Raw genomic sequence first — 13,679 nt, 5'->3', positions numbered from 1 at the left:
AAACTTTGACCGCCCAGAACGTTACCGGCGCGTCAATCATGCTCGAAGAAGTCACCAAGACTTACCCCGGGCAAAAGAAGTCCGCAGTGGGCGGCCTGACTTTGGAAATCCCAGCTGGCTCCATCGTGATGTTTGTGGGGCCTTCGGGCTGTGGCAAAACCACCACGCTGAAAATGATCAACCGTCTGATCGAGCCCACCAGCGGCAAGATTGTCATCAATGGTGAAGACGTGACCAGTATGAATGGTGATGAGCTGCGACGACGCATTGGCTACGTGATTCAGGCTGGCGGGCTCTTCCCACATATGACCGTGGCTACCAATATCGCTATGGTTCCCAAGATGCTGGGCTGGTCCAAAGAGAAGATCGCAGCTCGTGTAGATGAGCTTCTGGAACTAGTCTCTCTGGATCCTGAGCTGTACCGCGACCGGTTCCCGAAGGAACTCTCTGGCGGTCAGCAGCAGCGCGTGGGCGTGGCCCGTGCGCTGGCGGCTGATCCTCCCGTGTTGCTGATGGATGAGCCTTTTGGTGCGGTTGATCCGATTACCCGTCAGCGCCTTCAAGATGAGTTGCTGAACATCCAATCTGAAGTTCAGAAAACCATCGTTTGTGTCACCCACGACTTTGATGAAGCAGTGAAGTTGGGGGACTGGATCGCGATCTTTAACGAGGGCGCGCAACTTGAACAATATGATTCCCCGGAACGAATTCTGGCCAACCCTGCCAGCGAGTTCGTGGAGAACTTCATCGGTTCGGGTGCAGGGCTTAAGCAGTTGACCCTAACCCGAGTGAATGAGGTTGAGCTGGAAGAAGCGATCACAACCACTGCGGGCAAGCGCGCTTCCGACGTGCTCTCACAGTTGCAGGGCGCAGGGCGCAAACACGCGGTGGTAGTTGATTCACGTGGTCGTCCACTGCGTCGTTTGGACCGACGCCAGCTCTCCCGTGCAGAAATCATCGATGGCACCTATGACCATGGGCTGCCAGTTGTCGGTGAGCAGGCAACCTTGAACGACGCGCTGGATACGATGCTGGTGGCCAGTTCCGAATCAGCCTTGGTCACAGGTCGTCGCGATGTGTTGCTCGGTGTCATTTCAGTGCAGACCGTCATGGAGGCCATCGCGGCCGCTAACGGTGCTCACGATGCTGATCATGCAGCGCCGGTGGGGTTGAACTCCGGAGCTATCAACGTGGTGAACATTGAAGATGACGCCACCGAGCCGGATGGTGAGCCTGCATGAACGGAGAAAAGCGAACTCTGATTTGGCAGATTGTCGGTATCGCAACTGCCTTTGCGGTACTGGTCATCTGGCTGCTCACCGCAGATCTCACCGAAACTGAACGTCAGACATTGGACCCCGCCACCATTTGGGGCTACACGTTGGAGCATCTGGAACTGACTGTGGTCGCAACGGTCATTGTCTTGCTCATCGCGATTCCGCTGGGTATCTTGCTGACTCGTCCGGCGCTTCGACGCGCTGCCCCTATCGTACGAGCCATTGCGAACTTTGGGCAGGCGGCCCCAGCCATCGGTGTCATTGTTCTGTTGGCGTTTTGGATGGGCTTTGGGCCGAAAACGGCCATCGTATCGCTGGTGATTTATGCGATTCTTCCGGTGCTGTCCAACACTATTGTGGGGTTGCAGCAGGTTGATCAGCGCATTGTTGAAGCGGGCCGCGGTATCGGTATGTCCTTGATGTCAGTGTTGTTTAAGGTGGAGCTGCCGCTGGCGGTTCCGGTCATGCTCTCGGGCATTCGCACCGCACTGGTGTTGCTTGTGGGTACTGCGACACTAGCCACCTTCATCAACGGTGGTGGTCTAGGAATCCTGATTACTACCGGCGTGAACCTCAATCTGAACGTTGTGTTGATTACCGGGTCGTTATTAGTGGCTTTGCTCGCTTTGACCATCGACTGGCTAGGTCGTGTAGTTGAACAGGTCGCTCGACCGAAGGGACTGTCATGAAAAACGTACTAAAGCTGTCCCTTCTCTCATCGGTTGCCATACTTGCACTGACTGGCTGTGGCTTGAGCCCATCCACGGGTACGGTTCCAGCTGTGGGGCCGGGAAAGATCAAGCCAGTGGATGAAGCCAGCGATGCTCCTGCGGTGACCGTGACGTCCAAGTCATTCACTGAGCAGCTACTGCTAGGTAAGATTTCCGTGATCGCCTTGAAAGCTGCCGGATACGAAGTCACCGACCTCACCAACGTGCCTGGCTCGCAACCTGCGCGGCAGCTCTTGCTGTCGGGGGATGCCAGCGTGCTGTGGGAATACACCGGTACTGCGTGGCTGACCTATCTCGGTCACGAGAAGCCAGTAGTTGGTGAGAAAGCTCAGTGGGAGGCAGTGCAAAAAGAAGATGTTGCCAACGGGATTGACTGGGGCAAGCCAGCTCCGCTGAACAATACCTACGCCATGGCAATGAATGAGAAAACTGCCAAACGTCTTGGGATTACGAAGCTTTCTCAACTGAAAACTCTCGATAAGAAGGACCTCACTTTCTGTGTTGATCCGGAATTCAACTCGCGTCGAGACGGGCTGACTCCGATGCTTGAGCACTACGGCATTGACCGTGGCAAGCAAGTATCAGAGAACAATATTGGCCTGTACGACGTCGGTGCGATTTACCAGGCAACTGCTTCTGGTGCCTGCGACTTTGGCGAAGTGTTCACTACTGATGGTCGTATCAAGGCGCTGAACCTAACGGTGCTAGAGGACGACAAGAAGTACTTCCCGAGCTACAACGCCGCTCCTGCGTTCAATGGTGAGTTCTTGAAGGAAAATCCTGAAGTCAAGGAGATCATGGGCAAGATTGCCCCGTTACTCACGGACGAGGTGCTGATGGAACTGAACTACCAAGTGGATGTGGTCGGCCGTGAACCCTCGGACGTAGCGTTCGAGTGGATGGTCAGCGAAGGTTTGGTCAGCAAGCCATAGTCGTTTGGGCACTAACGAGCGTTGAAAAGCTGGAGTTGGGTATTCGCTACCGGACTCCAGCTTTTTGTCATTGAAGGTTCACCCGAAGTTGTTCACAACGGAGGGAAAAACAGGCAAGATAGAGCCAGAAGGTGAAGTTGATCGATACGTTCTCGTAGTTTTTCGCCACCTAGGCAACATGATCTGCAGAAAGTTTTCTGACAAACCGACACGTCAGACGCTAGTTTTGCGGGATCTTGAGCGACGGAAGAAACTTTTTGGGGAATTTTGTTGACGCTTCAACTTTTTCCGTGCAATACTGGTGTCAACAAAACAAATTGAAACGTCAACTACTTGTTGGCGGGATGAAAGGATTTAGACATGGCAGCATCAGCACTTACCTCCGGTACCTGGAACCTCGACGCTTCGCACTCCGAGGTTGGCTTCTCGGTTCGCCACGCCGGCATCTCCAAGGTCCGCGGTAGCTTCACCGAATTCGATGCAACCCTGACCGTCGGCGAAACCCTGGCTGATTCCAGCGTTGTTGCCAACGTTCAGACCGGTTCGGTGAACACCAAGGATGAGAACCGCGACGGTCACCTGAAGAGCGCTGACTTCTTCGACTCCGAGCAGTTCCCAGCCATGACCTTCAAGTCCACTGGCCTCAAGGGTGACTCGGATGAGTTCGTTCTTGTTGGTGAACTGACCATCCGCGGCGTTGCCAAGGAAGTTGAGTTGGAAGTTGAGCTCGGTGGCCAGGCAGTAGACGCCTTCGGTGCAACCCGCGCAGGTTTCTACGCAACCACCACCATCTCCCGCAAGGAATTCGGCATCACCTGGAACGCAGCACTGGAAGCCGGTGGCGTATTGGTCAGCGACAAGGTCAAGATCGAGATCGACGCTTCCTTCGTACTGCCAGCAGCAGCCTAAAGAACTTCCCGACGACCGTCATCATGGGGGTGACGGATTAGAGGGCCGATACCGGCAAAGCCTCCGAACCATCAATGGTTCGGAGGCTTTGTCGTTAGCGCTAAGAATGGATTCGCTTAGAAATCGTAGGTTGACCCTGTAGTAGAGCTTGTTGTGTCAGGAGCGAAGATTGCTAGAACGAACACCCCGACGAACATGAGGATGTAGACAAGAGCGAGGATCGTTCCAATCCACCCGGTCACTTTGCCGGCGGTGGCTGGAGTATTGAACTCACGTTCAGCCTGATTGGCCTTAATGATGGCAATTGGTCCCAGGACGATCCCCAGGACAAAGATCGAAACGATGCCAAGGATCATCGAAGTCTGAGCTAGTTGCATGCCACGCAGGTGATTCTGCGCTGGATACCCCTGATAGCCCCGCTGATACGGCTGCTGGTACGAACCGTTTTGGTAGGAGGACTGCGGGTAATTCGACTGCTGATATGAGGGCTGCTGATACTGCTGGTTCTGGCCCTGGTAGGACTGACCTGAGGTATATGGATTCTGCGGTTCGCCATTCGGGGTCGACATTGCAGCCTACTTTCAAACTTGGTGGTTTCTTACATTAAATCAATCATCTGGCGGCTTCGCCTAAAAGTCACCAGGGGTGAACCTTCCTGAAATTGCAGGGTCACCAATTAGGAAGCTGAACCCGGTGGTTTCTAAGATGGTGAATCATGACGTGGGCTTCATTTATTGCGTATCTTGGCGTTTGTGTCATGGTCACGATTTCGCCAGGACCAGACACCTTCCTCATTCTGCGCTATTCACTGGTTCGCAGGATGCACGGGATCGTGGCGGCGCTCGGATTGATGGTCGCGATTTTCGCCTGGGCCATTCTCGCTGGAGCCGGTGCAGCCACCGTGATTCAGAAGTACCCGATCGTTGAAACGATAATTGCAGTTCTTGGCGGTTTGTACCTGATGTACTTGGGGCTTTCCGGATTCCTCAAATCCCGGGCCGTAGCCAAGGCTGATAGCTCGATTGCGAACACTGAAATGCGGAAGCAGACCCAGCGTGCGCAGGAGCCATTGCGGAAAATCTTTGGGGCCGGAGTGCTCTCTGCGGCACTGAACCCAAAGTTAGGCTTACTATTCCTGGCGATGATGCCAAACTTCATCCCCGCCGATTCAAATACGTTCCTATGGGGACTGCTGCTGGGCGGAATTTTCGCATCTATCGGCTTTGTTTACATGCTGATCTTGAGTACCGCAGCATCCAAAGCCATGAACTGGTTCAAACGACCTGAAATTGCTCTGCGCCTTGAGTGGGTAGCGTGTTCTGCGTTGTTCATCATGGGACTTGTGGTGCTCGTCGGAGCTTTTCTGCACCACACGTAACTGCGTGAAAGATCGGCTCCCTCGATCCGATGGATCAAGGAAGCCGATCTTTGAGAAGCCAAGCGCCTTAGAGTTAGAGTCCGCGCACCATCAGCACATCCAAGGTGCGTGGTCCGTGAACACCCTCAACACGTTCCAGCTCGATGTCGCTGGTAGCCGACGGACCAGAAATCCAGGTCAGTGGTCGAGTGATCGACAAGCGTGGCATGGCCTCAGGCAATAGCTGGACGATCGACGAGACCGGAACGATACATACGTGGTGATCTGGCACCAGAGAAATGGCACGACGGCCCTGGTCAGGCTCACCATCAAGAATGATAGTTCCTGACTCGGCCACGGAAACCGCCGAGGAAGTCACCACTGCGCTGGTGGCATCCAGCTCGGCCACACTCAAACGATTTCCTGGTGCATCAAGTCGCTGCTCCACGTTCTGGTCCAAGGCCGAAAGCCATGTGGCATCCAGACCCTGCGGGTAGACAACACTAGAAGCATTCGCGAGTTTGTCCGCCACGAACTGTGGAATCTGCGCGGCCTCAATGACGTCGACACCAGCCTTGTAGTCCACCAAGCGGTCCACCAGTAATTCGATGAGCTGCTCTTCGTTCATCTCTGAGCTGGTGCGGTACTCGCGCGGAACCTCTTCGGTGACCGGAGAGTCAGCTAACGCTGAACGGATGCGACCGAGGATTTCATCTTTGGCACTCACTTGGACTCCTTCGTATCACTCCACCAGTCACGGAAAGACTTATTTGGTGGGGCGGGAATGTCGCGGCTCTGGGTCCACCCTGCAGCGATGCCCGGCAGCTTCTTAATCTTCTTATCCTTGCCCGCGGCCAGTCGACCCAGAGGCAAAGCCTTTTCGAGCAGCCCAATATTCTTGCCCTTGCCCAAAGCCCATGATCCACCCTTCATCAAAAGGTCCATCTGGGTGGGTAGCTTGTGCTTCTCACGCTTGGCATCAACGTCTTCGCCACGTAGGTGCACGAGGATCTCTGGGATGTTGATCTTCACTGGGCAGGCCTCGTAGCAGGCGCCACACAGCGAGGATGCGTACGGCAGGGAACCGTTTTCCTCGACCTCAATGCCGGTGAGCAGCGGGGAGAGGATCGCGCCGATCGGGCCAGGGTAAGTCGAACCGTAGGCGTGACCACCGGTGCGTTCGTAGACTGGGCACACGTTCATGCAGGCTGAACAGCGGATGCAGTTCAGTGCGGTGCGGCCAAAACGATCGGCCAAGGCGCGGGTACGTCCGTTATCAAGCAGCACGATGTGTACGTTCTGCGGGCCGTCATCGGCACTCGCCCCGGTCCACAGGGAGGTGTAGGGGTTCATGCGCTCGCCGGTGGAGGAGCGGGGCAGTAGCTGCATGAAAACTTCGATGTCTTCCCACTGTGGGAGAACCTTCTCGATGCCCATGACGGTGATCAGGGTTTCAGGCAGGGTCAGGCACATTCGTCCGTTGCCTTCAGATTCCACGACGCCTAGGGTTCCGGTGTCGGCCAGGGCGAAGTTGGCTCCGGAGATCGCGACCTTGGCGGCCAAGAACTTCTTGCGCAGGTGGGCGCGGGCTGCGTTGGCGAGCTTGCTCGGATCATCCGTGAGGTTCGGGTCGACCCCCGGCATTTCCTTCAGGAAGATGTCGCGCACCTGGGTGCGGTTCTTGTGGATCGCTGGGACCAGGATGTGGCTGGGCTTATCGTGCCCGAGCTGAACAATGAGTTCGGCGAGGTCGGTTTCGAAGGCGTCGATGCCTTCGGATTCCAGATGCTCGTTGAGCCCGATTTCCTGAGTAGCCATGGACTTGACCTTGACTACCTCGGTGGAACCGGTAGCCCGCACCAGCTCGGTGACGATCTTATTTGCTTCATCAGCGTCACGAGCCCAGTGAACTACGCCGCCGCGGGCGGTGAAGTTCTTTTCAAACTCCAATAGCCGCTCTTCGAGGGTGGCCATGGAGTTGTTTTTGATGGTGCTGCCAGCATCACGCAATGCTTCCCAATCGGGAAGTTCGCCCACGACTTTCAAACGCTTATCGCGAATGGAATGGGTGGCATGGCGTAGATTCTTGCGCATCTGGGTGTTGCCCAGTTCGCGGTGAGCTGCTTGGGGGAATGGCTCCTGCTCGAACAGGTTGCCCTGTCCGCCAGCAGGCATGCCGAGGAATACCTGAGTCACAGTGACACCGTCTCTTCCATGGTGCTGGCCAGAATGTCGGCCAGGTGCAGGGTTTTTGGTTTGGCACCGGTGCGGGAGAGGCCACCGCCGATGTGCATCAGACAGGAGGCGTCGCCGCCGGAGCAGGCCGAAGCGCCTGTGGAGCAGATGTTTTTCACCTTGTCATCGAGCATGGCCGAAGAAACATCGGCATTCTTGATCGAGAAGGTGCCGCCGAAGCCACAGCATTGATCTGCTTCGGGCAGTTCGTTGATGGTAATGCCACCGACGGTCTTGAGCAGATCCAGTTGGCGGTCACCTAAGCCAAGCGAGCGCATGCCGTGGCATGAGGGGTGATAGGTGATGGTTTCGGGGAAGTAGCTGCCGAGCTGTTCGGCAGCGTTGGTGATCCCCAAAACATCGACCAATAGTTGGGTGAGCTCATAGGTGCGGGCGCCAACAGCCTTGGCCCGATCCTTCAGTTCTGGTTTGCCTAGGCGCTCAGCTAAGTAAGGGTGCTGATGCTTAACCGATGCGACGCAGGAGCCCGAAGGGGCGACGGCGACGTCATAGTCCTCGGTGTCAAAGGCATTGATATGGTTTTCGACAACAGGCAAGGCTTCGGGCATGTAGCCGGAATTCATGTGCATTTGCCCACAACAGGCTTGCGCCTTCGGGAAAATTACTTCATGACCCAAGCGTTCCAGGATTTTCACGGTCGACTTGGCGGTTTCTGGGTACATAGCGTCCACGATGCACGTGGCAAAGAGAGCAATTCGCATAATAAATGACTCTTTCAGGTGTGGTCTGACCATACTATGCGACAACTTTTGTAATAGTCAAGACTTGTTGTGATGACACTCACGTTGTACTCTTGGTGGTCGGACCACATATGGTCAGACCAACACTCGAGCAAGGACGCCCACACCGTGTTTACTCCATCCACCGAACCGATAGCAGGAAGTGTAGCGATCTCTGCGCTGATCGCACTCATTCCTCTCGTAACCTTTTTTGTGCTTCTAGCTGTGATCAAAACCAAGGCTCACTGGGCTGGTTTGGGATCATTGGCAGTCGCCATCATCGTCGCCATCCTCGGCTGGAAAATGCCGGTAGCCATGGCCCTAAATTCAGGGCTCATGGGTATGGTTTTTGGAGCCTTCCCGATCGTCTGGATCGTGGTCATGGCTATTTTCCTTTACCAAGTCACCGTGAAATCCGGTCGCTTTGAAGATTTGCGTCGCGTCTTTGACGTGATCGGCGGCGGGGATGTGCGCATCCAGGCCGTGTTGATTGCCTTCTGCTTCGGTGGACTACTTGAGGCGCTGGCCGGATTCGGCGCTCCCGTAGCCATTACCGCCACCATGCTCCTGGCTCTAGGTCTCTCGCCATTGCGTGCGGCCTGCGCGGTGCTGATCGCCAATACTGCGCCAGTGGCCTTTGGTGCCGTGGCCATTCCCATCACCACCGCTGGTGCCCTGACCGGTATCCCTGCCAAGGAAATTGGTGCCGTCGTTGGTCACCAGTCACCCCTGTTGGCTCTGTTTGTTCCTACCATCTTGGTTTTGATTCTTGATGGCTGGCGCGGAGTACGTCAGGTGCTGCCAGCGACCTTGACCATCGGTATTTCCTTCGGTGTAGCCCAGTGGTTGTGCTCTACCTACTTCTCCTACGAGCTGACCGATATTGTTGCTTCGCTGGTCGGCTTGGCTGCAGCGGTAATCCTGCTGCGTTTCTGGACTCCGAAGGGCGCCGAGGAAGCTCGTGCCCGGGTCCTTACCCCCGAAGCTGCTGCCGTGCCAGTGGAGCAGGGAACTAAGCTGCATGCTGGTAACACCTGGATGGCGCTGTTCCCTTACCTGTTGGTGATCGTGATCTTCGGTCTGGCCAAGCTGTGGAAATTGGGCGTTGATATTCCAGCATGGCTATCAAGCACGGACATCAAGTTCGGCTGGCCGGGCCTGCATGGACATGTGGTTGATGCCAGCGGCAAGGCCGTCTCCTCGACCATGTACAACTTCTCCTGGCTTTCCTCGCCGGGTACCTTGCTGCTGATTACCGGCATAATCGTCGCATTTGTTTACTCGCGCAACTCCGGTGGTGGCAAGTATGCAATGACCTTCGGCGAGGGCTTGTCGGAGATTGGCAAGACCATCTACAACATGCGCTTTGCCGCACTGACCATTCTTTCGGTGCTCGGCCTGGCATACGTGATGAACTTGTCGGGTCAGACCATTACCGTGGGAACCTGGTTGGCCGGTGCCGGCGGATTCTTTGCTTTCCTCTCGCCAATTCTGGGTTGGATCGGTACCGCGGTGACCGGTTCGGATACCTCGGCCAACGCGCTATTTGCTAAGTTGCAGCAGACCGCTGGCGTAAACGCTGGCATTGATCCACACCTGCTAGTGGCTGCCAATACCTCCGGTGGTGTGGTCGGCAAGCTGATCTCCCCGCAGAACCTGGCCATCGCCGCAACCAGTGTGAAGATGGAAGGCCAGGAATCGGTGATCCTGAAGAAGGTTGCCGGCTGGTCGGTGGGTATGCTGCTGGTACTGTGCTGCTTGGTCTACTTGCAGTCCACTCCGGTCCTCTCGTGGATGCTTCCATAGCGTGCTGACCGGCTAAAATAGATCTGATGTCAGTTAACCCAGCTCCGCGTGCGTACCAGATTGTTCTTCAAGCCATTGAGGAAGATCTACGCACTGAGAAGTTGTCCGTGGGAGACCAACTTCCCGGTGAACGTGCGCTCGCGGAGCAGCATGGGATCTCTCGCGCTTCGGTGCGAGATGCCATCCGCATCCTAGATGTGATGGGCATTATTAAAACCTCCACGGGATCCGGTCCGAATTCTGGGGCGGTCATCGTCTCTAACCCTTCGGCCGGAATTTCCCAGGCTCTACGCCTGCATCTTGCCGCCAAAGGCATCAACGTTCGCGAGATCGTTGAGTCACGCATCCTCTTGGAAACATGGGCCGCCCAGATGAATCCGCGCGACCCGATCCACGCGCAGCAGGTTATAGACCGTACAGCGGTACTGATCATGCGCATGGATGATGCGCAGCTTTCACGCGAATCTTTCCACCGCATCGACGCCGAATTCCATGTGCTGCTTGCGTCCATGGCCGGCAACTCGGTGGTCGAATCCATGATGGAGTCACTACGCAACTCGATCAGTGACTATGTTGCTGTGTCCATTCCCGATGATGAAGCGTGGCAACCGGTAGTCAAAGTTCTGCGGCGCCAGCATAAAGCCATTCACCACGCTTTTGCCACGGGGCAACGCGAGCGCGCGGCCCAGCTGCTTGAAGAACACATCACCTGGTTCTATTCGCAGACACACTAGTTATGCGCGGCAGGGTAGCCCTAAATCTGAGGGGCAGATGAGTTCGTGGACTCGCTGTGAAGGTGGGTGCTAATTGTGCAAGGCTTGCACAATTGGGTCCCAGGACGGTTCGTGAACACGAGTACGGCCTATCGCATTGTGGTGCTCCGCTGACGTTTCATTGAAGAAATAAGTACGACTTTATTGCCCCACGTACAGCTTATGTCTGATATGTTTTGAGAAGCGACGGGGCTCACTTTTTTGGATACACCACATTGCAATAGCTGGTGATGGGTTCCCGTCGGTGAATTATCGACACTTTTTTGCGAGGGAATTCATGAGTCAACTTTTTGACCTATCTGGACGTTTGGCCCTAGTCACCGGGTCTTCCCGCGGTATTGGCCGCGAACTTGCCCGCGCTCTAGCTGACGCCGGTGCCAGCATCATTCTGCACGGCCGCGACGAGGAACGTCTGGCACAAACCGTCAGCGAATTCACCACCGCGTATGGAGCCGAACGCATTCACAGCGTCTGCTTCGACGTCACCGATGACGCAGCCGTTCGTGAAAATATTGCGGCCATCGAAAAGAACATCGGCGCGATCCGCATCCTGGTTAATAACGCAGGAATCCAGCACCGCGTTCCGATGCTGGATTTGGAGCTGGCTGATTGGCAGCGCGTGATCGATACCAACCTCACCAGCGCTTTCCTTGTCGGACGAGAAGTCGCTCGCGGCATGGTGCAGCGTGGTGAAGGCAAAATCATCAACATCTGCTCAGTGCAGACCGATCTGGCCCGCCCAACCATCTCTGCGTACACCGCAGCCAAGGGTGGACTGCGCAACCTGACCCGCGCGATGACCGCCGAATGGGCTGCCTCGGGTCTGCAGATCAATGGCATCGCGCCGGGGTACATTCACACAGAGATGACTCAGAACCTGGTGGATGACGAAAAGTTCAACTCCTGGATCTTGGGCCGTACTCCGGCTGCTCGTTGGGGCACCGTGGCAGACCTCGCTGGGCCGGCCGTCTGGTTGGCCTCGGATGGTTCTAACTACGTGAACGGTCAGACCATTTTCATCGACGGGGGCATGAGCGTTGTCGTCTAATACCTTGACCACCAACACCATCGCTGTTGTTGCCCATGCGGCTGGTGACCTGCGCATTGAACAGATTGAGCTTTCGGCCCCGGATGTTGATGAAGCACGAATCGCGATCGCCTACGGTGGCATCTGCGGATCGGATCTTCACTACTGGAGCCACGGCGCAGCCGGCGAGTCCATCCTCAAAGCCCCGATGATTTTGGGCCACGAGATTGTGGGTACCGTGATTCAGGCTGCGGCTGACGGCACGGGCCCGGCTGCCGGTACTAAAGTTGCCGTGCACCCGGCAACTCCTAATGGCACCGGCGAACCATATCCAGAAGATCGCCCGAATCTTTCTCCGGGCTGCACCTACTTGGGCTCGGCCGCCCGCTATCCTCACACCGAAGGTGCTTTCGCTCGTGAAGTGAACCTTCCAGCACGTATGTTGCGTGAACTGCCTGAAGGCTTGTCGCTGCGCGATGCAGCGCTGGCCGAACCAGCTGCCGTGGCGTGGCATGCAGTCTCCCGCGCGGGGGACGTCGCCGGTAAGAAGGCGCTGGTCATCGGTGCAGGTCCAATTGGTGCCTTGGCAGTTGCAGTACTCAAGCGCGCCGGCGCAGCTGAAATCATCGCAGTGGACATGCACGAAAAGCCATTGGCAATTGCCACGCAGCTCGGTGCAACATCTACCCTACGTGCCGATGATCAAGAGGCCATCAGCGCAGTGAATGCAGATGTGGTGATTGAAGCCAGTGGTAACTATCGTGGTCTGGCCTCGGCAGTTCGAGGGGCGACCCGCGGTGGCCGAGTTGTGATGGTAGGTCTGCTTCCTACCGGTGAACAGCCAGCATTGATCTCAATTGCGATTACCCGCGAGCTTGAACTTGTTGGGTCCTTTAGATTCAACGACGAGATTGATCAGGTGATCTCCGCTTTGGCCGATGGTTCGCTGAATATCGCAGCGGCTGTCACCCATGAGTTCCCAGTAGCCAAGAGCTTAGAAGCGTTTGAAACCGCCAAGGATTCATCTACCTCGGGCAAGGTGCTGCTCGAATTCTTGAGCGAGTAGCCTGAAGGGTTCACCAACACAAAACCAACGCACGGCACCGATCCCTCCCAGAGGTTGGTGCCGTGCGTTTTTGGTTGTTGGGTACCTTAGTTCGCTTCGGCCACATGCACCGAAGTAGTCACCGGCACCGGGTTGGCAAACAGGTCCAACACCGGGCAATGATCATCCACAGCCTGGCGTAGTTCCTCGTAGCGCTCGGCAGATTCGGGGCCAGCAATCTGTACCTTCAGATCTACTGAGGAGAAACCGGGACGGATGGAGGCATCAATGCCGAACAGGCCACGGACATCAAGCTGCCCATCGGCGGTGATCTGAACGTCATCAACCTGGATCCCCAAGTTCTCTGCGTAGAGTCGGTAGACCACTACCTGGCAAGAAACCAAGGCTGCCAGCGCGTATTCGACGGGGCTGGCCGCGATGTCACTGCCACCAAGCGCAGCTGGTTCATCGACGGTGAAGGTGTGCTTACCGGCCCGGATATTAGAGGCCACCGACTCGAAACCCTCGCCCTGAACGGTGAAAGTTAGCTGAGCGTTTTGTGGAGCGGCAGAAATGCGTTCGCCCCAACCTGCACCGGCTTCTTTTAGGCGCTGCGAGCGGTCTTTTGCGGCGGAAAGTTTTTCGGTTGCGGTAGGCATGAGGAATCATCCCCTTTCTGACGCAAGGGTGCGCCATCGTTTACGCATCTTGGCTTTCAAGAAGCGTCGAATCCTCACCTGGGGCACCCCGCACAATGGCCTAAGGGTTGCCGTCCGCTCGGCCAGGGCCGTGATCAGCGGAACTCATGATTCAGTGGTTCATTTTTAGCCTGAATTCCGTGGCCACG

14 protein-coding genes and 1 riboswitch are annotated in these 13,679 nt (G+C 56.1%); of the genes, 9 read left to right on the top strand and 5 right to left on the bottom strand.

The features are described 5' to 3' along the window. The first annotated feature begins 38 nt into the window (after positions 1-38). The 4 genes from FJV47_RS10340 (at position 39) to FJV47_RS10325 (ending at position 3,849) form a co-directional block, all read left to right on the top strand. Complete coding sequence (locus FJV47_RS10340; RefSeq protein ID WP_159613157.1) at positions 39-1,241, top strand: ABC transporter ATP-binding protein; 1,203 nt, start codon at positions 39-41, stop codon at positions 1,239-1,241. Next, positions 1,238-1,966: an ABC transporter permease gene (locus FJV47_RS10335; protein WP_159612620.1), complete on the top strand. Its 729-nt coding sequence runs from the start codon at positions 1,238-1,240 to the stop codon at positions 1,964-1,966. The genes FJV47_RS10340 and FJV47_RS10335 overlap by 4 nt, the downstream gene beginning before the upstream one ends. After that, a complete protein-coding gene (locus tag FJV47_RS10330; RefSeq protein WP_159612618.1) occupies positions 1,963-2,940 on the top strand; it encodes a glycine betaine ABC transporter substrate-binding protein in 978 nt (325 codons plus the stop codon). Before FJV47_RS10335 ends, FJV47_RS10330 begins: the two co-directional genes overlap by 4 nt. 360 nt (positions 2,941-3,300) lie before the next feature. Next, the gene (locus FJV47_RS10325) at positions 3,301-3,849 is read left to right on the top strand and encodes a YceI family protein (protein ID WP_159612616.1); all 549 of its coding nucleotides are present in this window, start codon (positions 3,301-3,303) and stop codon (positions 3,847-3,849) included. 116 nt (positions 3,850-3,965) lie between these two features. On the opposite strand, the gene FJV47_RS10320 is transcribed toward FJV47_RS10325, so the two are convergent. Next, on the bottom strand, positions 3,966-4,418 hold the full coding sequence (locus tag FJV47_RS10320; RefSeq protein ID WP_159612614.1) for a DUF4190 domain-containing protein: 453 nt from the start codon (positions 4,416-4,418) through the stop codon (positions 3,966-3,968). A 146-nt stretch (positions 4,419-4,564) separates the two neighbouring features. Here FJV47_RS10320 and FJV47_RS10315 point away from each other — a divergent pair, with 146 nt between their 5' ends. Further along, on the top strand, positions 4,565-5,227 hold the full coding sequence (locus tag FJV47_RS10315) for a LysE family translocator (RefSeq protein WP_159612612.1): 663 nt from the start codon (positions 4,565-4,567) through the stop codon (positions 5,225-5,227). Positions 5,228-5,300: 73 nt separating this feature from the next. On the opposite strand, the gene FJV47_RS10310 is transcribed toward FJV47_RS10315, so the two are convergent. Genes FJV47_RS10310 through FJV47_RS10300 form a run of 3 tightly spaced genes read right to left on the bottom strand, consistent with a single transcriptional unit; the run spans position 5,301 to position 8,163 of the window. Further along, positions 5,301-5,933, bottom strand: a complete 633-nt coding sequence (locus FJV47_RS10310; protein WP_159612610.1) for a lactate utilization protein C — start codon at positions 5,931-5,933, stop codon at positions 5,301-5,303. Then, the gene (locus FJV47_RS10305) at positions 5,930-7,381 is read right to left on the bottom strand and encodes a LutB/LldF family L-lactate oxidation iron-sulfur protein (protein WP_159613155.1); all 1,452 of its coding nucleotides are present in this window, start codon (positions 7,379-7,381) and stop codon (positions 5,930-5,932) included. The genes FJV47_RS10310 and FJV47_RS10305 overlap by 4 nt, the downstream gene beginning before the upstream one ends. A 17-nt stretch (positions 7,382-7,398) precedes the next feature. Next, positions 7,399-8,163: a (Fe-S)-binding protein gene (locus FJV47_RS10300; protein WP_159612608.1), complete on the bottom strand. Its 765-nt coding sequence runs from the start codon at positions 8,161-8,163 to the stop codon at positions 7,399-7,401. A 147-nt stretch (positions 8,164-8,310) separates the two neighbouring features. On the opposite strand from FJV47_RS10300, the gene FJV47_RS10295 reads away from it, so the two are divergent. The 4 genes from FJV47_RS10295 (at position 8,311) to FJV47_RS10280 (ending at position 12,853) form a co-directional block, all read left to right on the top strand. Continuing rightward, positions 8,311-9,987 carry an L-lactate permease gene (locus tag FJV47_RS10295; protein ID WP_159612606.1) on the top strand — a complete coding sequence of 559 codons (1,677 nt, stop codon included), beginning with the start codon at positions 8,311-8,313 and terminating at the stop codon, positions 9,985-9,987. 26 nt (positions 9,988-10,013) lie between these two features. After that, positions 10,014-10,721, top strand: a complete 708-nt coding sequence (locus tag FJV47_RS10290; RefSeq protein WP_159612604.1) for a FadR/GntR family transcriptional regulator — start codon at positions 10,014-10,016, stop codon at positions 10,719-10,721. A 316-nt stretch (positions 10,722-11,037) separates the two neighbouring features. After that, positions 11,038-11,808: an SDR family oxidoreductase gene (locus tag FJV47_RS10285; RefSeq protein ID WP_159612602.1), complete on the top strand. Its 771-nt coding sequence runs from the start codon at positions 11,038-11,040 to the stop codon at positions 11,806-11,808. 4 nt (positions 11,809-11,812) lie between these two features. Beyond that, complete coding sequence (locus FJV47_RS10280; protein WP_159612600.1) at positions 11,813-12,853, top strand: L-idonate 5-dehydrogenase; 1,041 nt, start codon at positions 11,813-11,815, stop codon at positions 12,851-12,853. An 86-nt stretch (positions 12,854-12,939) separates the two neighbouring features. On the opposite strand, the gene FJV47_RS10275 is transcribed toward FJV47_RS10280, so the two are convergent. Further along, complete coding sequence (locus FJV47_RS10275; RefSeq protein ID WP_159612598.1) at positions 12,940-13,491, bottom strand: OsmC family protein; 552 nt, start codon at positions 13,489-13,491, stop codon at positions 12,940-12,942. A 31-nt stretch (positions 13,492-13,522) separates the two neighbouring features. Then, positions 13,523-13,643: riboswitch (SAM riboswitch) on the bottom strand. Positions 13,644-13,679 lie beyond the last annotated feature (36 nt).

The sequence above is a fragment of the Glutamicibacter sp. JC586 genome, from assembly GCF_009805585.1.
Taxonomy (GTDB): Bacteria; Actinomycetota; Actinomycetes; order Actinomycetales; family Micrococcaceae; genus Glutamicibacter.
The sequence above is the reverse complement of the archived record's forward strand: the minus strand, read 5'-3'. Positions and strand labels throughout refer to the sequence as shown.